Source organism: Arenimonas soli, assembly GCF_014643775.1.
Lineage (GTDB): Bacteria > Pseudomonadota > Gammaproteobacteria > Xanthomonadales > Xanthomonadaceae > Arenimonas > Arenimonas soli.
Map to the genome: position 1 here is coordinate 167,386 of NZ_BMKC01000003.1, position 20,200 is coordinate 187,585.

At 70.4% G+C, this 20,200-nt stretch carries 19 protein-coding genes; 8 read left to right on the forward strand and 11 right to left on the reverse strand.

Going from position 1 to position 20,200, the window contains the following annotated elements; genetic code table 11:
• Positions 1-6: 6 nt before the first annotated feature.
• The 8 genes from IEX13_RS11380 to IEX13_RS11415 are packed head-to-tail and all read right to left on the reverse strand — an operon-like array spanning position 7 to position 10,623.
• A complete protein-coding gene (locus tag IEX13_RS11380; protein ID WP_188664290.1) occupies positions 7-1,758 on the reverse strand; it encodes a carboxypeptidase regulatory-like domain-containing protein in 1,752 nt (583 codons plus the stop codon).
• Positions 1,755-3,857, reverse strand: coding sequence for a DUF4175 domain-containing protein (locus IEX13_RS11385; protein WP_229668534.1), 2,103 nt, complete (start codon positions 3,855-3,857; stop codon positions 1,755-1,757). The genes IEX13_RS11380 and IEX13_RS11385 overlap by 4 nt, the downstream gene beginning before the upstream one ends.
• Positions 3,854-5,008, reverse strand: a complete 1,155-nt coding sequence (locus IEX13_RS11390; RefSeq protein ID WP_188664292.1) for a BatA domain-containing protein — start codon at positions 5,006-5,008, stop codon at positions 3,854-3,856. Before IEX13_RS11390 ends, IEX13_RS11385 begins: the two co-directional genes overlap by 4 nt.
• The gene (locus IEX13_RS11395; protein WP_188664294.1) at positions 5,005-5,901 is read right to left on the reverse strand and encodes a DUF58 domain-containing protein; all 897 of its coding nucleotides are present in this window, start codon (positions 5,899-5,901) and stop codon (positions 5,005-5,007) included. Before IEX13_RS11395 ends, IEX13_RS11390 begins: the two co-directional genes overlap by 4 nt.
• A 7-nt stretch (positions 5,902-5,908) precedes the next feature.
• On the reverse strand, positions 5,909-6,901 hold the full coding sequence (locus IEX13_RS11400) for an AAA family ATPase (RefSeq protein WP_188664296.1): 993 nt from the start codon (positions 6,899-6,901) through the stop codon (positions 5,909-5,911).
• 16 nt (positions 6,902-6,917) lie between these two features.
• Positions 6,918-7,616 (reverse strand): DUF4159 domain-containing protein, encoded by a 699-nt coding sequence (locus IEX13_RS11405; protein WP_188664298.1) that lies wholly within the window; start codon positions 7,614-7,616, stop codon positions 6,918-6,920.
• Between the two features lie 22 nt (positions 7,617-7,638).
• Entirely contained in the window at positions 7,639-8,973 is a 1,335-nt protein-coding gene (locus tag IEX13_RS11410; RefSeq protein WP_188664300.1) for a TldD/PmbA family protein, read from the reverse strand.
• A gap of 21 nt (positions 8,974-8,994) precedes the next feature.
• Entirely contained in the window at positions 8,995-10,623 is a 1,629-nt protein-coding gene (locus IEX13_RS11415; RefSeq protein WP_188664302.1) for a TldD/PmbA family protein, read from the reverse strand.
• A gap of 163 nt (positions 10,624-10,786) precedes the next feature.
• Between IEX13_RS11415 and IEX13_RS11420 the strand changes: the two genes are divergently transcribed.
• From IEX13_RS11420 to IEX13_RS11440, 5 genes are read left to right on the forward strand one after another with little or no spacing between them, the layout of a single operon-like run.
• The gene (locus IEX13_RS11420) at positions 10,787-11,602 is read left to right on the forward strand and encodes a DUF3014 domain-containing protein (protein WP_188664304.1); all 816 of its coding nucleotides are present in this window, start codon (positions 10,787-10,789) and stop codon (positions 11,600-11,602) included.
• A gap of 40 nt (positions 11,603-11,642) precedes the next feature.
• Positions 11,643-12,398 (forward strand): C40 family peptidase, encoded by a 756-nt coding sequence (locus tag IEX13_RS11425; RefSeq protein WP_188664306.1) that lies wholly within the window; start codon positions 11,643-11,645, stop codon positions 12,396-12,398.
• Entirely contained in the window at positions 12,386-13,525 is a 1,140-nt protein-coding gene (locus IEX13_RS11430; RefSeq protein ID WP_188664308.1) for a GGDEF domain-containing protein, read from the forward strand. The genes IEX13_RS11425 and IEX13_RS11430 overlap by 13 nt, the downstream gene beginning before the upstream one ends.
• A 47-nt stretch (positions 13,526-13,572) precedes the next feature.
• On the forward strand, positions 13,573-14,601 hold the full coding sequence (locus IEX13_RS11435) for a class I SAM-dependent methyltransferase (protein WP_229668535.1): 1,029 nt from the start codon (positions 13,573-13,575) through the stop codon (positions 14,599-14,601).
• Positions 14,598-15,305 (forward strand): pseudouridine synthase, encoded by a 708-nt coding sequence (locus IEX13_RS11440; protein WP_188664310.1) that lies wholly within the window; start codon positions 14,598-14,600, stop codon positions 15,303-15,305. The genes IEX13_RS11435 and IEX13_RS11440 overlap by 4 nt, the downstream gene beginning before the upstream one ends.
• Before the next feature lie 30 nt (positions 15,306-15,335).
• On the opposite strand, the gene IEX13_RS11445 is transcribed toward IEX13_RS11440, so the two are convergent.
• Positions 15,336-15,818: a YajQ family cyclic di-GMP-binding protein gene (locus IEX13_RS11445; RefSeq protein ID WP_188664312.1), complete on the reverse strand. Its 483-nt coding sequence runs from the start codon at positions 15,816-15,818 to the stop codon at positions 15,336-15,338.
• Positions 15,819-16,003: 185 nt separating this feature from the next.
• On the opposite strand from IEX13_RS11445, the gene IEX13_RS11450 reads away from it, so the two are divergent.
• Both IEX13_RS11450 and IEX13_RS11455 read left to right on the forward strand, forming a co-directional pair.
• Positions 16,004-16,684 (forward strand): RcnB family protein, encoded by a 681-nt coding sequence (locus IEX13_RS11450; RefSeq protein ID WP_188664314.1) that lies wholly within the window; start codon positions 16,004-16,006, stop codon positions 16,682-16,684.
• A 200-nt stretch (positions 16,685-16,884) separates the two neighbouring features.
• Positions 16,885-17,202 (forward strand): EF-hand domain-containing protein, encoded by a 318-nt coding sequence (locus IEX13_RS11455; protein ID WP_188664316.1) that lies wholly within the window; start codon positions 16,885-16,887, stop codon positions 17,200-17,202.
• A 60-nt stretch (positions 17,203-17,262) separates the two neighbouring features.
• Here IEX13_RS11455 and dinB read toward each other — a convergent pair whose 3' ends face one another.
• Positions 17,263-18,357 carry a DNA polymerase IV gene (gene dinB, locus IEX13_RS11460; protein WP_188664324.1) on the reverse strand — a complete coding sequence of 365 codons (1,095 nt, stop codon included), beginning with the start codon at positions 18,355-18,357 and terminating at the stop codon, positions 17,263-17,265.
• Between the two features lie 62 nt (positions 18,358-18,419).
• Between dinB and IEX13_RS11465 the strand changes: the two genes are divergently transcribed.
• Positions 18,420-19,265, forward strand: a complete 846-nt coding sequence (locus IEX13_RS11465) for a cytochrome c4 (RefSeq protein WP_188664327.1) — start codon at positions 18,420-18,422, stop codon at positions 19,263-19,265.
• Positions 19,266-19,290: 25 nt separating this feature from the next.
• Here the strand turns inward: IEX13_RS11465 and IEX13_RS11470 are convergent, their stop codons facing one another.
• Positions 19,291-20,175 carry a LytTR family DNA-binding domain-containing protein gene (locus IEX13_RS11470; protein ID WP_188664329.1) on the reverse strand — a complete coding sequence of 295 codons (885 nt, stop codon included), beginning with the start codon at positions 20,173-20,175 and terminating at the stop codon, positions 19,291-19,293.
• Positions 20,176-20,200: the final 25 nt, after the last annotated feature.

Consider the following 20,200-nt stretch of genomic DNA (forward strand, 5'->3'; position numbering starts at 1 on the left):
GGCGCGTTACTGCGCGGAGGGTGGGCGGCGTTCGTACAGCCAGAGCAAGGTGCTCGCCAGCAGCCAGGCCAGCCACCACGGCCAGCGCGGGCCGGGTTGTTCGTGGGGCGCGGGTTCGACGGCGGGGGCCTGCGCGGCCAGGGCCCTGGTTGCCGCCTGGCGCCCGGCGGCGACCATCGCCGGGTAATCGTCCGGATCACGCACGAACAAGGGCAGGGTGGAAACGCCGCGCCGGAGTTGGTGCACACCTGCCGTGGCCGGCCAATAACCCGCGCACGCCGCCGCGCCGCTGGCGGGGTCGATGGCCAGGGTGATCCGGTTGCCGTCGGGGTCGGTCACCTGGTCGCCTTCCGACAGACCGCAAAACATCGTGCGCTCGCCCCGCCAGGCAGCATCGGGCGCAGCGGGGGTGTTTTCGCCATGCGCACGCGCCAGCGTCTGCACGGTGGTGGCCCAATGCTGGCCGAAGGCCGCCTGCCGGCCGGACAGCCACCAGCGGTAGCTGTCGGAAAGAAGGGTCGCGCCGACCCGGCCGCGGCCTTCGTTGCGCCAGGCCACCAGCGTTTCGCCGTCGGGCGCCAGGTGCAGGGGGCGGCCATCGCGCGCGGACAGGCGCAGCGGTCGGCGCGACAGCAGGGGCGCGGGGTTGGTGGCTGCCGCGGCGGCGTCGGCGCCCCGCGTATCCGGCCAGCGCAGGCTGCGCACGGCCTCTGAATCCTCCAGGTCCAGGCCCCACTCGCGAAGTGTTGCCAGGTCGTTCGCCGTCAGCCGGCCGGTGACCCGCAGCAGCAGGCCCAGGCCTTCGCGCACCGCCTCGCGCAGCCGGCCGCGGCCGGCCGGGCCGAGCTGGCGCCAGGCGCGTTCGTCCAGCAGCACCAGGTCGAACTCCGCCAGCGTGGCGGCGTTGATGGGCAGCGGGCGGTCGCCGAGCTGCACGCCACCGCCCAGGTCGATGACGGTGTGCAGGCCCAGGCCGGCGTCCACCGCCCAGCGGCGGATGTATTTGAGCTCCGGACCGGGGCCGCCGGCGAGCGCGAGCAGGCGCGGACGGGCAGGGGCGGTGACGTCGAGCCGCAGGATTTCTTCGCCGAGCAGCGTGTCGTCCGCAGCCAGCCAGCGCAGGCTGAAGGGCGTGGGGCCGGCCGGGCCGGCCTGGGCCGTCGTCGCGAAGCTGCCGTCGTCGCCGGGAGTGGTCGTGGCGAGGATTTCGCCGCGCGGGTCGCGCAGTTCCACCTTGCTGCCGGCCGGGACCTGCAAGCGACCGCGCACGGTGAAGGACTGGCCCTGCATGGCCGTCGCCGGCAGGTCGAGCGAAAGCAGGCCTTCGGGCAGCGGCGTGGGTTCGAAGGCCAGCGGCAGTCCGGCGGCCACGTCGAGGTCGCGGGCGGGAAGCCCATGGCCGTGCACCCGTACCGCGCCGAACGCGGGATGACGACGCAGCGCCGTGCCCAGGTCGGGCACACGTTCCACGTCCGCACCGGGCATCGCACCCGGCAAGGCCACGCGGACTTCGCCGGGCTGCGCGGCGGGCAGCTCGCCGGCGCCCGGGGCCAGCACCACCAGCGTGCTTGCCGGCGCGGCCACCGGCGGTGGGAACAGCGCGAACCACAGCAGGCCGGCGACCAGGCACTGGCCGATAAAGCGCAGCGTGGCCACGCCCGCCGGCAGCGACTTGACGGACACGCGCCAGGCCAGGCGTGCGCCGGACAATACGACGGCCAGCCCCAGCAGCCCCAGCACGGACGTCGCGGGCGTCATGGCTGGCCCTCCGCCGACAGCGCGTCGAGGTACGCCTGGCCGGACGCGTCGGGTTCCGGGCGTTCGGCCACGCCGGCCACCGGCGAGGGCAGCAGCGGCCACAGCAAGGCGCGCAGGCGCTGGCGGCAGTCGGCGCAGTCGGGCTGCGCACGCAGGGTTTCGATGGCGGCCACCAGGGACAGTGGGTCTTCGAGGCGGTCGGCGTTTGTTTCCAGCCACGTGCTCATGGGTTCGAGCTCGGGCGTGCTGCCTTCATCTGCCAGCGCCAACCAAAGGCCGGGCACCGGCGAGTCTGGCGTCTGGGCAGGCTGCAGTCCGTCGCGCCGGTCGGTGATGCCTTCGCGCTTGCCGGTCATGCGCCGGCTTTCATCAATCGGCGGCAGCTCCAGGCCCACGCGCGCCAGGTAGATGCGGCTGGCCTGCTGCACCTGCTTGATGAACTCCAGCGCGCGGTAGGCGTGCGGCAGCGCGCGCTGCGGCTGGCCCTGGCGCAGCTCGCCTTCCGAGGACCACATCTCGCCCAGCGCCTGCCTGAGCAGCGCGCGGGTCTGCGGGTCGAGCAGCGTGGCGGCTTCGGCGTCGTCGTGGGTGTGGCCGTAGTCCTCGAGCACGCTGATCGCCGTGCCCAGCGGCGCGTCGCTTTCCGGGCCGTGGTCGTGGCCGTCGTCTTCGCTGTGTTCGCCATCCAGGCCGGGCGGTGCTTCGGGCTGGCCTTCGTTTTCTTCGCCCAGGAACTGGCCGTAGCGCATGCGCAGGATGCGCTGGTCGAAGCCGATGGCGTCCGAGCGCGACACGAACTCGTCGGCCGCCAGCCGCGGCCGCTGCGGAATGAGGGCCTCGATGTCCAGGATGATCTGGCGCTGGCTGCGGAAGTAGGCCGGCAGGGTTTTTTTCACCAGGCCTTCCATGCCGGTGGCTTCGGTCGCCGGCCGCATCGGCCAGCGCAGGATCAGGCTGGGGCTGCGGCTGGCCTGCGGCTTTGGCGTGCAGTTGTCGGTGACGTCCAGGCGCACGATCAGGTCGTCGCCTTCGGCCAGGCCCAGTGCGGCCAGGTCGAGCGCATGCCGGTAGCGGCGTTGTTTGTTTTCGCCTTCGCCGCGCAGCGCCAGGCTGCGTTCGCTCACCGTCACCTGTTCGCCGGTGCCCTGGGCCAGGGTGATGTGCAGGCGGGCCGCGCCCAGGCCGTGGTCGTCGCTGGCCTCGAAGTCCAGCGGCCAGGTGCGCTGGCCGTCTTCGCGCAGGGTCAGCGGGCGCTCGGGCGTGACCACGCGGATGACCGGCGGCTGGTCGGTGATGGCGTCGAGGCGGTGCAGGTCGTCTTTCGCCAGCGGCAGCGGCGCGGCGACCGCGACGCGGTAAAGCACGGAGCGCACAAGCGTGTGTTCCCCCGTCCAGTGTTCGCCTTCGCGCTGCAGTGCCAGTTCGCCGCCGTCGTGCCAGCGCAGCACTACGGCCTCGGGCTGCGGGGAAAAACGCAGGCGCCAGCGCAGGCGCGAACCCTCCGCGGCCTGCAGCGACAGCGCCGTTTCGGTGCGGGCGGGCAGGGCGGTGTAGTCGGGTGGCTGCACGTCGACGCTGGCTTCGACCAGCGCCACCTCGGTGGCCTCGATTTCGCTGGCGTGGCTTGCAGTGCGCGGCTGTGCCGGTGCCGGCGTCGAAGCGGCGGGCCAATACTGCGCCGCCAGCACCAGGGCCGCGCCCAGCAGCAAGCTGGCCAGCAGGGCGCGGCCCGGCCAGGCCGGCCGCAGGTCGGGCGCGGGCTGCCTGGCCAGCTGCTGCGCCAGGCGTTCGCGCTGCAGCTGCTGCAGCGGGCCCAGCGTGGCCGGATCGGCGAACAGCAGGTCGGCGCTGTCCTGCCAGCGCGGGTCGGCGTTGAGCCGGCGCGCCAGCCAGCGCGTGTCGTGCCGCGCGTGCTGTTGCCGCCACCCGACGAAGGCCAGCAGCGCCAGGGCCGCGGCGGCCAGGCCGGCGGGCAGCGGCGACTGCAGGCGCACTCCCCAGGCTGCCGTAGCCAGCAGCAAGGGCAGCAGCAACAGCAGCGCGGCGAACGCGAGGCGCATCGCCACGCCGCGCCGGGCTTCGCGCAGGCGCGCGATCACGCCGGCCTCCGCGGGGCCAGGCCGGCGGCAAGCCAGCGTTCCACCAGGAACAGCGCGGCCAGCACCACCGCCAGCCAGGGCGCCAGCGGCTGGTTCGGCGGCGCGTAAGCGGCGGCGCCGGCCAGGGGCGCGTAAGCCTGGGCATCGACACGCGTCGGCGCCGGGGGCGGCGCCTGCAGCCGTGCCTGCAGCCACTGCGGGAAGCGGGCGTCGAGCAGTTCGGGGAAGGTCGCGGGATCCAGTGGCGCCGCAAACTGCAGCAGCCGGCCTTGTCCGTGGCGGGCGGCACCCAGAAGGAGTTCACCACTTTCACCGCGCCAAACGGCTTCGGCGGGTGCCGCCAGCGGCCAGGCCGTGGTGTCGCCAAGCAGGATCGTGCCGCCGTCGTTCGCGAAGGCCATCAGCGATTCGGGCACTTCGTCGGCGGCCAGCCAGGCCAGCAGTTTCGTGTCCTCGGGCCAGGGCGCATCCAGCGGGGCGATGTCCGGCTGTGCTTCGGTCTGCTGCGCCGCGGCGAACCAGGCCGTCTGCGTCGCCGCCAGCCAGCGCGCCTGCCCGGCCAGGTCCGGTGCATGGCGGATCACCATCACCGCAGGCAAGGCTGCAGTCGGCATCGCGTCGGTGACCGACGGCGAGGCTTTGACGATCCATTGCACCGCGCGCGAAAGCCGCGGGCGTTCACCGTCGGCGCCGTCGATGATCACCGGCACGTGCACGACCAGGGGACGGCCCGTCGCGAGTTCGGCATCGGCCTGGCGCAGCAGGCTGGCTACCGGCTGGCGCGGCTCCGGCGCCGGGGTGTCGATACGCGGGAATGCCGGCGCCAGCCAGCGCACATCGGCCCCAGCCTCGGTTTCAGGCGGCGCCAACGCGGGGTGCACCAGCACGCGTGCACCGCCGCCTTCGTCGCGCAGGAACCAGGGCGCGGCCAGCAGCAGCGCAAGACCCGCGACCAGCAGCAGGCGCAGGGCCAGCAGCAGCCATTGTTCGAGGCGCAGCTTCTGCCGCGGGCGGCGCACGGCGCGCAGCCAGCGCAGCGCGGCGAACATCGTCGGCTGCTGCTGCTCGCGCCGCGCCAGGTGCACCAGCAGCGGCAGCACCAGTCCGAGCAGGGCCAGCAGGCCAAGCGGGAAGGCGAGGCCGAAGCTCATGCGCGCTCCGCGGCGCCGGGCGCCAGCAGCCGGCGCAGCGGCAGGTCCATGGGTTCGTCCAGCCAGGCGGTTTCGCTGCGGATGCCGGCGGCGGCCAGGCGCGCGTGCAGGGCCCGGCGCGCGGCGCCGAATTCGGCCAGGAACGAGGCGCGGGCGGCGGGCGCATCACCGACCAGTTCCTGCCCGGTTTCGGGATCGCGGAAACGATGGCCGCCGCGGAAGGGGAAGTCGCGTTCTTCGGCGGTGAGCAGCTGCAGGTTCAGGACTTCGCGGCGGGCGGCGGCGAGTTTTTCCATCAGCGCAACGCTGGCCTCGTCGAAGTCATCGCCCAGCACCAGCACCAGGTGGCCGGCGCCCAGGCGTTCCCAGAGCGGGCGCAGCGTGGATTCGGCGGGCCAGGTGCCGCCGGCGCGCAGGCCGTGCAGTTCCAGCAGGCAGCGGTCGCGATGGCGCGGGCCGGCGCCGGCGGGCACCAGGCGCAGGCCGTCGCCGCCGACCGCGGCCAGGCCGAACTGGTCGCCCTGGCGCAGCGCCAGTTCGAAAACGCAGGCGGCCAGGCCGCGGGCCAGGTCGAGGCGGCTCCAGCCGGGGCGCGCGGCGTCGGTCTGCGCCATGGACGCGCTGGTGTCGACCAGCACCCAGGCGGTGAGCGGGCTGTCGCGTTCGGCTTCGCGCACGAAGAAGCGGTCGGAGCGGGCGTAGAGCTTCCAGTCCACCTGGCGCAGCTCGTCGCCCGGTTCGTAGGCGCGGTACTGCGCGAACTCCAGGCCGGCGCCGCGGCTGCGGCTGCGGTGCTGGCCGAAACCATGGCCGCCCGTGGCCCGGCGCCCTTCCAGGCGCAGGTCGCGCAGCCGGGCGCGCACCGCGGCGGGGATGAAGTCCGGGCCGGACATGGCGGCCTCAGGCCGGGTGCGGGACCGCGCGCAGCAGCGCAGCCACCACGTCGTCGGGCGATTTTTGCTCGGCCTCCGCGGCGAAGGACAGCAGCAGGCGGTGGCGCAGCACCGGCGCGGCCAGCGCCAGCACGTCGTCGCGGGTGACGGCGAAGCGTCCGCTGAGCAGCGCCCGCGCCTTGCAGGCCAGCACCAGCGACTGGCCGGCGCGCGGGCCGGCGCCCCAGCGCACGTACAAGGCGATGTCGGCGGGCGCGCCCGGGCCCGGGCGGCTCGAGCGCACCAGGCGCGTGATCCAGTCCAGCAGGTCGGCGCCCAGGTGCACTTCGCGCACGCGCGCCTGCAGGGCCAGCACGTCCTGGCCGTTCATCACCTGCGGCACCTTGGGGGTCTTGCCGCCGGTGGTCTGTTCGATGATGTCGCGCTCTTCGGCTTCGCTGGGGTAGTCCACGCGGATGTGCAGCAGGAAGCGGTCGAGCTGGGCCTCGGGCAGGGGATAGGTGCCGGCCTGTTCCAGCGGGTTCTGCGTGGCCAGCACGAAGAAGGGTTCGGGCAGCGGATGGGTGGTGCCGGCGTAGCTGACCGTGTGTTCCTGCATGGCCTCGAGCAGCGCGGCCTGGGTCTTGGGCGGCGTGCGGTTGAGTTCGTCGGCCAGCAGCAGGTGGGTGAACACGGGCCCGGGCTGGAACTTGAAGTGGCGGTGGCCGGTGCCGTGGTCCTCTTCCAGGATCTCGGTGCCCAGGATGTCGCTGGGCATCAGGTCGGGCGTGAACTGCACGCGCCGGAAGCCCAGGTCCAGGGCCTGCCCCAGCGTGCGCACCAGCAGGGTCTTGCCCAGGCCGGGCACGCCTTCGAGCAGGCAGTGGCCGCCGGCCAGCAGGCCGGTGAGCAACTGTTCGACCACGTCGTGCTGGCCGACGATGGCCTGGCCGATCGCCTCGCGCAGCGGCGTGATGCGGTCGAGCAGGGCCTGCAGGTCGTCGGGGGTCTTGGTGTTCATGGCGGTTCCATCCGGGTCAGGCGGTCAATGCGTACATCACGATGTTGACGGCGAACTTGGTGTTGTCTTCGGCCAGCCAGCGCTTGTTGCGCCAGTCGTAGTCCCATTCGCAGCCATAGTCCTTGTTGCTGTAGAGCACGCCCAGGCGGCCGTCCACCTCGATGCCCTTGAGGTAGTCGTGCACCAGGTCGTCGCCCCAGCCGTTGAGTTCGAAGCCGGTGGTGGGCGGGCCGTCGAAGCGGAAGAAGCTGGAGTAGATCGGGTGCCGGTTCGACAGCTTCTGCAGCGCGCGCGGGCCGAAGATCGAGGCCATCTGGGCCTCGAAGGATTTCGCGAACAGGCCGTCGATGTCGTGGTTGCAGTCGTCCACGAACACAAAGCCGCCGTTGCGCACGTAGGCTTCGAAATTGCGGCGTTCGTCGGGGTTGAACTCCACCAGCTTGTGCCCGGCCAGGTAGCAGAACGGCGCCTGCAGCATGCGCGGGTCGGCCAGGGCCAGCACGTGTTCCTTCGGGTCCACGCGCAGGCGGGTGTAATCGATCAGCGAAGTGATGATGTTCGCCGGCATGCGTTGGTCCACGTCCCAGTTGCCCGAGTCGTACATCAGGCGGGTGAACCAGAAGTCGTAGTCGTCGGCCGCCGCAAATGCGCGGCGCCCGGGCAGGGCCAGGGCGCCGGCGGCGGCGAGCAGGGACAGGAAACCGCGTCGGTTCATCGGTTTCCCATCCCCGCGGGCATCACACCGCGTCGGACAGCGAGCTGAAGGTGAAGTCGCGCAGCTTCATCGGCGGGATCATCATCGTGAACGGGGACTCGTCGCCGCTGATGCGCACCGGCTTGCCCAGTTCCTCGATGTTGTTGAGCATGATCACCGGCGATTCGTTGAAGCGGAAGTTCTTCACCGGGTGCTTGATCTCGCCGTTTTCGATGTAGAAGGTGCCGTCGCGGGTCAGGCCGGTCAGCAGCACGGTCTGCGGATCGACCATGCGGATGTACCAGGTGCGGGTGACCAGGATGCCCTTCTGCGTGCCCTTGACCAGGTCGGCCGTGGACTTGTCGCCGCCGGCCATCAGCAGGTTGCCTGGCTGGCCCATGGCGCGCTTGCCCTTTTCCTTGGCCCAGAAGCGCGAGTACTGCAGGTACTCGACCTTGCCGTCCTTGATGATCGGATGCTTTTCGCGCGGCAGGCCCTGCTGGTCCCAGGGCATGACGGCCGCCTCGGGATGCCAGGGGTCGGCCATGATGTTCACGCGCGGGTCGTAGACCTGTTCGCCCAGGCGCGTACCGCCGCCCTTCTTGGACAGGAAGCTGCGGCCTTCGTCGGCCTGGCGGGCGTCGAAGAAGAACATCATGAAGCTGATCAGGCCCGCGGCCGCGGCCGGCTCCAGGATCACCGTGTACTTGCCCGGCTCAAGCGCCTTGGCCTCGGCCGAATCGCGCGCCTTCTGGATGGCCACGGCGATGGCGTCGTCGGCGTCGAAATCGCGGATGTCGCCGGAGTTGCGCGTCACCCAGCCCGAACCGCGGCCGTCTTCGGTGCGCACCGTGCAGGTGTAGTTGACGTTGGTGGCCTTCTGGTAGCCGAAGTTGCCCTTGGAGTTGGCGAAGGCGAAAAAGCCGTTTTCATCCTGCAGGAAGCCGGCGGCGATCAGGTTGCCGTCCTTGCTGGGGCCGATCGAGGCGGCCGCCACCTGGGCGCGCTGCTCGGGCGTGATGTCGGCCGTGGCCTGCACGAAGGTCGGCGAGGGCTTGTAGTCCTGCTTGTCGATGATCGGCATGTATTCCGGGTTTTCCGGCGCCAGCCGCGCCAGTTCCTCGGAACGCCGGACCACGCGCTCAAGCGAAGCGTCGTCGAAGCTGTTGATGGTGGTGATGCCTTCGCGCTTGCCGAACGCCGACTGCACGATCAGCTGGGCATTGGAAACGATGCCGCTGGTGGAGACGTTGTTGAGGGCGAAGCGGATGTTGCCGGTGATCGAGCCGGACAGGGTCGCGGTGCACTCGTCGGCCTGCGACAGCTTGATGACCTTGTCGAGGATCGCCTTGGCCTGTTCTTCGGTGTAGATGCTCATGGTTTAAGGCTCCTGCGCCGGTCAGCCGAGGTTGCGGGCGGTGTTGATGACGTTCATGCCGTCGAAACGGGCCGTGGACGAACCGTGCGAGACGGCGGAAACCTGGCCGGGCTGGCCCTTGCCGTCGAAGAAGCTGCCGCCGATGCGGTAGTCGGATTCATCGCAGATGGCCGTGCAGGCGTTCCAGAATTCCGGCGTGCGGATCTGGTAGGCCACGTCCTCTAGCATGCGGGTGATCTTGCCGTTTTCGATTTCGTAGAACAGCTGGCCGCCGAACTGGGCGTTGTAGCGCTGCTGGTCGATCGAGAACGAACCGTCGCCGATGATGTAGATGCCCTTTTCGACGTCCTTGATCATGTCCTCGACGCTGAGCTTCTTCTTGCCCGGCGCCAGCGACACGTTGGCCATGCGCTGGAACTGCACGCTGGCCCAGGAATCGGCGTAGCAGCAGCCATGCGACTCTTCTTCGCCGATGATGTGGGCCTGGTCGCGGATGGCCTGGTAATTGACCAGCACGCCGTCCTTCACCAGGTCCCACTTCTTGGTCTTCACGCCTTCGTCGTCGTAGCCGACGGCGCCCAGGCTGCCTTCCTGCACCTTGTCGGCGAACAGGTTGACGATGTCGCTGCCGTACTGGAACTTGTTTTCGCGCTTGTCGAGCGTCGCGAAGCTGGTGCCGGCGTAGTTGGCCTCGTAGCCCAGCACGCGGTCGAGTTCCAGCGGGTGGCCGACGTTTTCGTGGATGGTCAGGAACAGGTTGGTCGGGTCAAGCACCAGGTCGTACTTGCCCGGCTTGACCGACGGCGCCTTGAGTTTCTCGCGCGCCTGCTGGGCGGCGGCGACGGCGTCTTCGATCATGTCGTAGGACTTGCCGTAGTTGACGATGCCGTTGGGCGAGACGAAACGGTCGCCCGGCTTGCCTTCCAGGTATTCGTAGCCCAGGCCCATCGGCGCCGACAGGCCGTCGCGGGTGCGGAACTTGCCGCTTTCCTTGTCCACCGCCGTCACCGTGAACGGCGCCCAGATGCGGTGCACGTCCTGGTCGATGTAGCTGCCGTCGGTGGAGGCGAAGTACTTCTGTTCGTTGACCAGGAACAGGGTGGAATTGACGAAGTTGGCGCCGGCGGCCATGGCCGCGGCGTTCACGCCCAGCAGCAGGTCCACCTTTTCCTTGACCGGCACTTCCATGGCGTTCTTGACGATCGGCGTGCGCCAGCTGACTTCGCCGAAGCCCTTCACCGGCGCCAGCTGCACCGGCGTGGTCTGCAGGCCGGAATTGGCCTTGGCGATCGCGGCGGCCTGGCGGGCCGCGTTGGCGACGCCGGACGTGCTCAGGTCGCTGGTGGCGGCGAAACCCCAGGCGCCGTTGGCGATCACGCGGATGCCGACGCCGGTCGATTCGGTGTTCACCACGTTTTGCACCTTGTCTTCGCGGGTGACCACGAACTGCTGCAGGTAGCGGCCGATGCGGACGTCGCAGTAGCTGGCGCCGGCGTCGCGGGCGGCCTGCAGGGCGGCGTCGGCCATTGCCTTCTTGATGCCGATGTCGAGTGAAGTGACCAGGTCTTCGGCGGCGATCACGCGGCCGAAGGGCATCATCAGGCCGGCAAGGCCCACTCCCGACATCGTCAGGAAATTGCGTCTGTCCATCGTGTCACTCCAAGGGCGTTAGGGCGGTGGCCCGCCTGACTCTGGTGGCCGCGGCGGGGAGCGTCAAGTGACGATAGTCCTAGGGCGGACCGAGCCTTCGTTTCGCGGAACTTAAGCGCGCTGGCGTAGTCTCAACGGGCGTCCCGCCGCAAGGAGTCTTCACATGAGCAGACAATTCAAGGCCGGCCCCTGGCTGGCCGTCGCCTTTCTCGCCATCTGCGGCGTGCTGGCCTGGAAGTACTACCCGCGTGAACAAGCCAGGCCGGCATCGGCGGCCGACGCACCGGTGCCCGTCGCCGAAGCCACGCGTGAGCCGGAGGTGCTGCATCCTATCGAGGACGTGCCGGTACTGCCCGAAGAGGCACCCGCCGAACCACTGCCGGCGCTGGCCGACAGCGACGCCGTGGCCTGGGCGGCGCTGGCCGGCCTGCTCGACGGCGGCGACCTGGCCGCCTTCCTGGTGCCCGAATACCTCGTGCAGCGCCTGGTGACCACCATCGACAACCTGCCGCGCCGGGACATCACCCGCCAGGCCTACGCCGCCCGCCCCGTGTCCGGCGACTTCGCCGTCGGCGTGTCCGGCGGGCAGCGCTATCTCGACCCCGCCAATTTCGCCCGCTACGACACCGCCGTGGCTACTTTCGAAGGCGTGGATTCGCGGCGCCTGGTGTCGGCCTACGTGCGCCTGTATCCCCTGTTCGAGCAGGCCTACCGCGAAGTCGGCGTGCCCGGGCGAACCTTCAACGACCGGCTGGTGGAAGTGATCGACCACCTGCTGGCCGCGCCCGATCCGGGCCCCAACCTGGCCCTGGCCCCGGTGCCCGGCCAGCCGCGCTGGGCCTTCGCCGACCCGCGCCTGGAACAGGCGTCGATCGGCCACAAGGCCCTGTGGCGCATGGGCCCGGACCACGCCGTCCGCGTGAAGGCCAAGCTGGGCCAGCTGCGCGAACTGCTGGCGGCCCAGCGCCCGGCCGGCTGAAAGCTGCCCAGCGGCGGGGGCATGCGCTAGGCTTCGGCGCATGTCGCCGCTCCGAGCCATCGGGCGCGCGCTGGCCCGCTTCCTGGCCAAGCCGCGCGAACGCAGCAGCCACCTGCCCACCAGCCCGCCGCGGCTGCTCGCCGCGACCCTGCGCAAGGGCGACGTGTTGCTGGTCGAAGGCAGCAGCCGTTTCGCCACGGCCATCAAGTACCTGACCCAGTCCACCTGGTCGCACGCCGCCCTGTGCATCGGCGACACCCTGGGCCCGGTGGCCGACGGCGAGGAGCCGCGCCTGTTCGTGGACGTGGACGTGGTCGAAGGCGTGCGCACCATCCCGCTGTCCACCTTCGCCGGCCTGCATGCGCGCATCTGCCGGCCGGTGGGCCTGTCGGAAGGGGAAATCGACGCGCTGGTGCGCTTCATGCTCGATCGCAAGGGCATCACCTACGACCTCAAGAACATCTTCGACCTGGCGCGCTACCTGGTGCGCACGCCGCCGGTGCCCGGTTCGATGAAGCGCCAGCTGCTGGCGCTGGGCAGCGGCGAGCCGACCAAGGCGATCTGTTCGACCCTGCTGGCCCAGGCCTTCGAATCGATCCGGTACCCGATCCTGCCCGAGATCGAGCGCGTGGACGCCGGCACCGTCGGCGGCAAGCTTGCCCGCCGGGAAATCCTGCACATCCGCCACCACAGCCTGTACGTGCCGCGCGACTTCGACGTCTCGCCGTTCTTCGAGATCGTCAAACCGCGCCTGGCCCAGGGTTTCGACCACCGGGCGCTGGAATGGAAGGCCTGAAGCCGGCGCTGCCGGCCACCGCCGGTGAAGACCGCCAGGCCTGGCGCCTGGCCCAGGTGGTGCACGACACCTACGAACGTTCGAAGCTGGCGGGTTTCCTGTACCTGTTCGGCTGGGCGGTGGTGGCCTGGCTGGCCGGCGCGCAGCTGTTCGCGCCGCTGCCCACGCTGGTGATGGCCATGGTCTTCCTGGTGCTGGGCGTGTCGCGCCTCTTGATGCGGCCACCGCCGGCCGAAGACGCCGTCGCCAACCGCCGCTGGCTGAAGCGTTATGCGCTGGTGTTGCCGCTGGCGCCGCTGGCCTGGTCGGGCGTGCAGGGCTGGATGCTGCTCGACCCGCGCTTTGGCGGCGAGGTGCGCATGGTGTCGCTGATCGCCACCATCGGCTACGCCACCGTATTCGTGAACGTCTACACGACGGTGCGCACCTTCGCCGTGGTCGGTGCCACCGCGCTGTTCCTGCCGACCCTGGTGATCCTGTGGCTGGACATGGACCAGCGCGCGCTGGCGGTGGCCATGACCTTCTACGCCGTGTACCTGGTGGGGGCGCTGCTGCGCACGCACGCCGAATACCGGCGCCGGCTGGACCTGGACATGGCCCTGCGCGAACAGCGCGACCTGTATGAAGGACTCAGCCGCACCGACCCGCTGACCGGCCTGTGCAACCGCCGCCATTTCAGCGAACGCCTCGATGCCCTGGCGACCCGGGCGCACCAGGACGGCGCCGGCTTTTGCCTGCTGATCCTCGACGTCGACCACTTCAAGCACGTCAACGACCGCTATGGCCATGCCGTCGGCGATGCCTGCCTGCAGGCGCTGGCCGACCGCCTGCAGCAGGTGTTCACCCCACCGCAGTGCCTGCTGGCGCGCCTGGGCGGCGAGGAGTTCGGCGTGCTGATGCAGGCCGGCGAGGACGAGGCCCGGCGCGCCGCCGAACGCCTGCGCGCCAGCCTGGCCGCCTCGCCCCTGGTGCTCGACGGCCGGCCGATGGGGGTGACCGCCAGCATCGGCCTGGGCCGGTTCGACCCAGACCGGCACGGCGACGCCGACGGCCTCTACCGCGCGGTGGACAGCGCGCTCTACGCCGCCAAGGACGCCGGTCGCGACCGCATCGCCGCCGACGCCTGAACCCTGCGGGTTAGACTTGCCGCCCTGCCGCCGCCCCCGCTGACGTCGTGATTCCCGATCCCGCGCTCGAAACCCTGTTGCTGCCCCTGGCCTCCGGCGCGCTGGCATGGCCGGCGCCGGGCGACTGCCTGTTCCTACGTGCGCGCACGGGCCCGGCGCTGAACGCGGCGCGCCGGCACCGGCCGGTGTGCGAACAGGGCTTCAAACCCTGGGCGGACGCGCTGGACAAGGACGGGTTCGCGGTCTCGGAATCCAACACCGGCCGCTTCGGGCTGGTGATGCTGCTGGCGCCGCGCCAGCGCGACGAATCCCGGGCGCTGCTGGCGCGCGCCATCCACCAGGCCGGCCACGGCGGCGTGGTGCTGGCCTGCGCGGCCAACAAGGAAGGCGCACGTTCGATGCAGGACGACCTCGAGCGCCTGGCCGGTTCGGTGCACGTGCTGGGCAAGCACCATTGCCGCGCCGTCTGGACCGCGCCACTGGGCGACGGGGTGGACAGCGCACTGCTGGCCCAGTGGCGTGAACTCGATGCGCCGCGACCGATCCTCGATGGCCGCTTCCAGAGCCGGCCGGGCCTGTTCGCCTGGGACCGCATCGACGCCGCCTCGGCGCTGCTGGCGGCCAACCTGCCCACCGACCTGGCGGGCGAAGGCGCCGACCTGGGCGCCGGCTGGGGTTACCTGGCCGCGGAGGTGATCGATCGCTGCCTCGGCGTCACCGCGCTCGACCTGTACGAAGCCGAGGCCCGCGCGCTGGCGCTGGCGCGCCTGAACCTGGCGGGCCGGCGCTTCACGCCCGGCCTGCACTGGCATGACGTCACCGCCGGCCTGTCGCGGCGCTATGACTTCATCGTGTCCAATCCGCCCTTCCACCAGGGGCGCGCCGACCAGCCCGAACTGGGCCAGGCCTTCATCCGCGTCGCGGCCCAGGCGCTGCGGCCCGGCGGCCGCCTGTGCCTGGTGGCCAACCGCCACCTGCCCTACGAACAGGCGCTGGCGCGTGGCTTCGGCGAGGTCCGCAAGCTCGCCGACGCCGGCGGTTTCAAGGTCATCCACGCGGTGAAGGCGGGCGCATGAAACTGGTCAAGCTGATCGCCAACCTCGGGTATGGCAGCCGCAAGCAGGTGGCGCTGATGTTCCGCGAGGGCCGCATCACCGACGCCGCCGGCGAGGTGCTGTACGCCGATGACGCCGTCGGGCACGCCGACGTGCGCGTCGACGGCGAGCCGCTGGATCCGCCGCAGGGCCTGCTGCTGTTGCTGCACAAGCCGGTGGGCTACACCTGTTCGACCAAGGATCCGGGGCGGGTGGTCTACGACCTGCTGCCGCCGCGCTTCCGGCTGCGCAATCCGTCCCTGTCCACGGTCGGGCGGCTAGACCGCGATACCTCGGGCCTGCTGCTGATGACCGACGACGGCGCCCTGCTGCACCGGATCACCTCGCCCAAGGCGATGCTGCCCAAGATCTATGAAGCGGCGCTGGCGGAGGACCTGCGCGGCGACGAGGCCGCGATATTCGCCAGCGGCACGCTGATGCTGGAGTCGGAAAAAACGCCGCTGGCGCCCGCCGGACTCGAGGTGCTGGAACCGCGCCGCGCCCAGGTCACCCTGGTCGAAGGCCGCTACCACCAGATCCGCCGCATGTTCGCCGCCGTCGGCAACCACGTGCACAGCCTGCATCGCCACCGGCTGGGCGGGCTGGGCCTCGATGGCCTGGCGCCCGGCGAATGGCGGCTGCTTGGCGACGCCGACCGCGCCAGGCTCTTCGACACCACCCTCTAGGAACGCCTTCTGGCGCTCCTGCAGGCTTCTTCAGTCGCGGAAGTTGTCGAACTGCAGCGGGATTTCCAGGTCCGACTTCTTCAGCAGCGCCATCGCGTCCTGCAGGTCGTCGCGCTTCTTTCCCGACACGCGCAGCTTGTCGCCGTTGATCTGCGCCTCGACCTTGATCTTGGCTTCCTTGAGCGTGGCGACGATCTTCTTGGCCAGTTTCTGCTCGATGCCCTGCTTTACGGTGATCTTCTGGCGCGCCTGGGCCAGGTTGATCTCGGGCTCGCCCACGTCCAGGCAGCGGATGTCGATGCCGCGGGCGATCAGCCGCGCGCGCAGGATATCGAGCATCTGCTTTAGCTGGAAATCGCTCGGTGCCTTCTGCGTGACCACGAAGCCATCGAGCTCGAAACTGGCGTCCTGGCCCTTGAAATCGAAGCGGTTGCCGAGTTCGCGGTTGGCGGTGTCCACGGCATTGGTCAATTCATGTTTGTCCACTTCGGACACGACGTCGAACGATGGCATGGGGCCTCCCGGTTGGTTTTCGGCCATTCTAGCCGAGCCGGCGCGGTGTTCATCGGGCTGAACGAGTGACTGGCCTTCACGCCGGGCGAACGGCGGATTCAAGGGCAATTCAGCGCCGCGAACACAATCATTCGCCCCGTGGACGGCCCAGGCCGCCCGCGCTCCGTAGCCCGAGGGATCCCAAGATGAAAAGAGTACTGATGGTTTCGATGGCCGTCCTGCTGGCCGGTGCCACGGTGATGCCGGCGGTTGCACAGGATGTGCGGGCCCGCGTCGTCGCCGGCGCGTCCGCCCAGGACAACAAGGGCCCCGTGCGGGTCGATCGCCGCGAAGACCGTCGCGACGACCGCCGCGGGAACCGCGACGATCGCCGGGATGACCGCCGCGACTGGCGTGCCGATCGCCGCGACGATCGCAACGACCGGCGTGACGGCCGCCGCGACGACCGCAACCACCGCCGGGACGACCGCCGCGACGACCGCCGTGACTGGCGCCACGACAACCGCAACGACCCGCGCTACGTCCGCCAGGGTCGCCACGACAACCGCAACTACGTGCGCCACGACAACCGTCACTACGTGCGTCACGACGACCGCCGCTGGCGCGGTTACCAGTGGCGCCCCGAGCACCGTTTCCGTGCCCCGGCGCGCTACGTCTACCCGTCGGGCCACCGCTACGTGCGCTGGGGCGTCGGCCACCGCATGCCGCCGGCCTACTACGGTCGCCCGTATTACGTGGACTACAACCGCTACCGCCTGCCGCCGCCGCCCTACGGCCACCGCTGGGTCCGTTCCGACCGCGACGTGGTGCTCGTAGCCCTGGCCACCGGCCTGGTGCTGGACGTGCTTTACGACCTGTACTACTGACCGCAACCGCGAGTGCGTGACCCCGAGGGGCCGGCCATGCCGGCCCCTTTCTTGTTCATGCACTTTGACGAACGCTGACCGATGCAACCCGTGTAACGAATAATCAACTTTGGCTTCAGTGAATGTTCGTGGGCGCGCCGCCAGGGTAGGTGCCGAAGCCCCCCGGCTTCATTCCCCCCGTGTAGGAGAAGGAGATCCCCATGAGCAAGTTCGCCACCCCTGCTTCGCTGTTCTGCGCCGTCGCCCTGGCGCTGTCCGCTTCGGCTTCGGCCCAGGAAATGGTGCCGCCGACCGACCCGGTCCCCGACCCGGCCCTGCAGGCCGAGCTCAATGCCGACCCGGGTTTCGACGAGCTGGACAAGGACATGGACGGCTTCATCAGCAAGGAAGACCTGCCGCCCGAGCACTCGCTGGCCCTGGAGTTCGCCGCGGCCGACAGCAACCGCGATTCGCGCCTGGACCGCGTCGAGTTCGACGCCTACGTCGATGAGCCGGAAGAGGAAGAGGCCGAGGAATGATCCCCGGCACGTGATCCAGGGACGGATCGGACGGGCGGCCGCGAGGCCGCCCGTCTTGTTTCAGTCGCCGGCGCCCTGGTCGCCGTCGAACAGGCCCGGCTGCGGCGGCGCTTCGTCATGGCCGCGGAAGCTGGCAAGCCCCACGCCCACCAGCCGGTAGCGCGTGTGCGCCGGCAGGTCCACGCGCTGGCGCAGCTCCAGCGCGAGCGCCGTGAACTCCTCCAGCGTGCCCGGCATCACGGCCGGCGTCAGGCTGCGGGTGAGGATGCGGAAATCCGCCGTCTTGAGCTTGAGCACGATGGTGCGCGGGCTGCGCTGCGTTTCGCGGCGGGCCGCCGCCCAGGCCTTGGCGGCCAGGCGCACGATGGCGTCGCCGGTGTGTTCCAGGGGCAGGTCGGTTTCGAAGGTGTCCTCGGCCGACACCTGGGTGGTGGCGCGCTCGCTCTGCACCGGGTGTTCGTCGATGCCCTGCGACAGCTCGTGCAGGCGCCGTCCCCAGCGCCCGAACCGCGCTTCCAGGCCATCGCCGCCAAAACCGCGCAGCTGGCCGACCGTGCGGATGCCCAGCGCCGCCAGCTTGCCTTCCATCACCTTGCCCACGCCCGGGATCTTGCCTACCGGCAGCGGCGCCAGGAAGTCGGCCACCATGGCCGGCTTGACCACGTAGATGCCGTCGGGCTTGCGCCAGTCGCTGGCGATCTTGGCCAGGAACTTGTTGGGTGCGACGCCGGCCGAGGCCGTCAGCGCGGTTTCCTCGCGGATCTGGGCGCGCACGGATTCGGCCACCGCGGTCGCGCTGGCCAGGCCGAGCTTGTTGTGCGTGACGTCCAGGTAGGCCTCGTCCAGCGACAGCGGTTCGACCAGGTCGGTATGCCGCGCGAAGATCTCCCGCACCTGCCGCGACACCGCCTTGTAGCGCACGAAGTCGGGCGGCACGAACACCGCCTGCGGGCACAGCTTTTCCGCCCGCAGCGCCGGCATCGCCGAGCGCACGCCGAACTTGCGCGCCTCGTAGCTGGCCGCGCACACCACCGAGCGCGCCCCGCGCCAGGCCACCACCACCGGTTTCCCGCGCAGCGCCGGATCGTCGCGCTGTTCCACCGACGCGTAGAAGGCGTCCATGTCCACGTGCACGATCTTGCGGGGCGATGTCATGGCGGCATTGTCGCGCAGCGCGTGCATGGCCGCTTTGGCCCGGGTCCGCCGTTGCACTGGGCATGGGTAAGACACGCCGCTGGTTCCGGTGGCTGGCCTGGACAGCCGTCGTGCTGGCCGGCCTGGGTGGGCTGGCCTGGGGTGGCGTTTTCCTGGCCACCGAAAGGGAGCTGGTGGTGCCGCCCCTGCTGACGGCCGCCCCGGTGCGCCTGCCTGCGGGTGACGTCGCGGAAGGCGAGCGCCTGGCCCGCGTGCTGGGCTGTCGGGGCTGCCATGGCCCCGATCTGGGAGGACGCGTTTTCGTCGAGATTCCCCATGTTGCGCGCCTGGTGGCGCCCAACCTCACCCAGGTGCGCGCCCGCTACGACGACCGCGCCTTCGTCCGGCTGATGCGGTCGGGTGCCAAGGCCAACGGCCGCCTGGCCCTGGTGATGCCTTCCAAGGCGTTCCAGCGTCTGCGCGACGACCAGCTGTCGCATCTGCTGGCCTACCTGCGCGCCGTCCCGCCCGTGGCCCACGAGCTGCCGCCCACCCGGATCCAGCTCATGGCCCGCGTCGGCATGCTGACCGGCCACTACAAGCTCGATGACTTCCGCGCCGACAAACCCGAATCCCCCGCCGTGCTGGCCGACCGGCACGAGGCCGACGCCGGCCGGCACCTGGCCCTGGTGGCCTGTTCGGAGTGCCACGGCATGGACCTGGCTGGATTCCCGGAAGAAGGAACGCCCGGCCTGGTGGTGGCCAAGGCCTATGACGAGGCCGAGTTCGCCCGGTTATTGCGCGAGGGCATCACCAAGGCCGGCGGTGAAAGTGCCAGCGGCATGATGAGCGCCGTGGCGCGCGACCGCTTCTCGGCGCTGAGCGACGAGGAGGTCGCCGCGCTCAAGGCCTTCCTGGACCAGCGCTAATCCGGTAGCCGGGCTTGCGCGGCACTCACGACGCGGCGCCGAGCCGGTCCTTGAGGGCGGCGCGGTAGCGCCGGCTGCAGGGCAGGGTGCTGCCGTCGTGCAGGTGGATGCGGGCGTCGCCGGTGTCCAGGGGTTCGATGCTGGCGACGAAGTCCAGGTTCACGATGTGGCTGCGGTGCACGCGCTGGAAGCGGGCCGGGTCCAGCCGTGCCTCGATCGCCGAGATCGTCGTGCGCAGCGGGTATTCGCGGCCGCGCACGCGCAGGTTCACGTAGTTGCCCGAGGCCTGCAGGGCCTCGATGTCGCTGGCGGCGACCAGGAATTCGCGGCCGAGCTTTCGCACCAGGAAACGCTCGGGTCGTTCGACCGGCTCCTCGGGCGGTGCATCGTCGGGGGCATCGAGCAACCGGGCCTCGCCCTGCAGCCGGCGGATCACGAAGCGGTAGGCTTCCATCAGCAGCACCATTCCGGCATAGGTGCGGATGTCCTTGAGGTATTCGTAAAGCAGCTGCCGGCCCCAGGGCCCGAAGTCGTAGCTTTCGCCGGCCGAGGCATAGACGGCCCAACGCAGGGCCACCATGCCCAGCACGTGCAGCGCGCAGAAGGCCAGGCTGCCCGCGGCATGCGCGACCAGCGCCCGCCGCCAGTCCTCGAGCACCAGCGGGAAGCGCCGGCTGTACCAGGCCACCGCCGGCACCAGGGCCAGGAAGACCAGGTTGCTCGACCATTCCCAGATCGCCGGCTCCATGGGGTGGTGGGCGATGCCGGCCCGGCGCAGCTCCATGCCCACGGTGAGGGTGTTGGCGGTGGCGCTGATGACGACCACGCCGATCCAGTAGCCCCATTCCAGCCAGCGGCGGTGGGGCAGGTAGCGCTCGAAGGCGCTGCGGGGCTTGGACGGCGCTGGCATCGGCGCATTCTAAGCGGCGGGCGCC

Coding starts and splice junctions, on each gene's coding strand:
- IEX13_RS11380 (WP_188664290.1), bottom strand. CDS start 1,758: ATGACGCCCGCGACGTCCGTGCTGGGGCTGCTGGGGCTGGCCGTCGTA.
- IEX13_RS11390 (WP_188664292.1), bottom strand. CDS start 5,008: ATGAGCTTCGGCCTCGCCTTCCCGCTTGGCCTGCTGGCCCTGCTCGGA.
- IEX13_RS11395 (WP_188664294.1), bottom strand. CDS start 5,901: ATGTCCGGCCCGGACTTCATCCCCGCCGCGGTGCGCGCCCGGCTGCGC.
- IEX13_RS11400 (WP_188664296.1), bottom strand. CDS start 6,901: ATGAACACCAAGACCCCCGACGACCTGCAGGCCCTGCTCGACCGCATC.
- IEX13_RS11405 (WP_188664298.1), bottom strand. CDS start 7,616: ATGAACCGACGCGGTTTCCTGTCCCTGCTCGCCGCCGCCGGCGCCCTG.
- IEX13_RS11410 (WP_188664300.1), bottom strand. CDS start 8,973: ATGAGCATCTACACCGAAGAACAGGCCAAGGCGATCCTCGACAAGGTC.
- IEX13_RS11415 (WP_188664302.1), bottom strand. CDS start 10,623: ATGGACAGACGCAATTTCCTGACGATGTCGGGAGTGGGCCTTGCCGGC.
- IEX13_RS11420 (WP_188664304.1), top strand. CDS start 10,787: ATGAGCAGACAATTCAAGGCCGGCCCCTGGCTGGCCGTCGCCTTTCTC.
- IEX13_RS11425 (WP_188664306.1), top strand. CDS start 11,643: ATGTCGCCGCTCCGAGCCATCGGGCGCGCGCTGGCCCGCTTCCTGGCC.
- IEX13_RS11430 (WP_188664308.1), top strand. CDS start 12,386: ATGGAAGGCCTGAAGCCGGCGCTGCCGGCCACCGCCGGTGAAGACCGC.
- IEX13_RS11440 (WP_188664310.1), top strand. CDS start 14,598: ATGAAACTGGTCAAGCTGATCGCCAACCTCGGGTATGGCAGCCGCAAG.
- IEX13_RS11445 (WP_188664312.1), bottom strand. CDS start 15,818: ATGCCATCGTTCGACGTCGTGTCCGAAGTGGACAAACATGAATTGACC.
- IEX13_RS11450 (WP_188664314.1), top strand. CDS start 16,004: ATGAAAAGAGTACTGATGGTTTCGATGGCCGTCCTGCTGGCCGGTGCC.
- IEX13_RS11455 (WP_188664316.1), top strand. CDS start 16,885: ATGAGCAAGTTCGCCACCCCTGCTTCGCTGTTCTGCGCCGTCGCCCTG.
- dinB (WP_188664324.1), bottom strand. CDS start 18,357: ATGACATCGCCCCGCAAGATCGTGCACGTGGACATGGACGCCTTCTAC.
- IEX13_RS11465 (WP_188664327.1), top strand. CDS start 18,420: ATGGGTAAGACACGCCGCTGGTTCCGGTGGCTGGCCTGGACAGCCGTC.
- IEX13_RS11470 (WP_188664329.1), bottom strand. CDS start 20,175: ATGCCAGCGCCGTCCAAGCCCCGCAGCGCCTTCGAGCGCTACCTGCCC.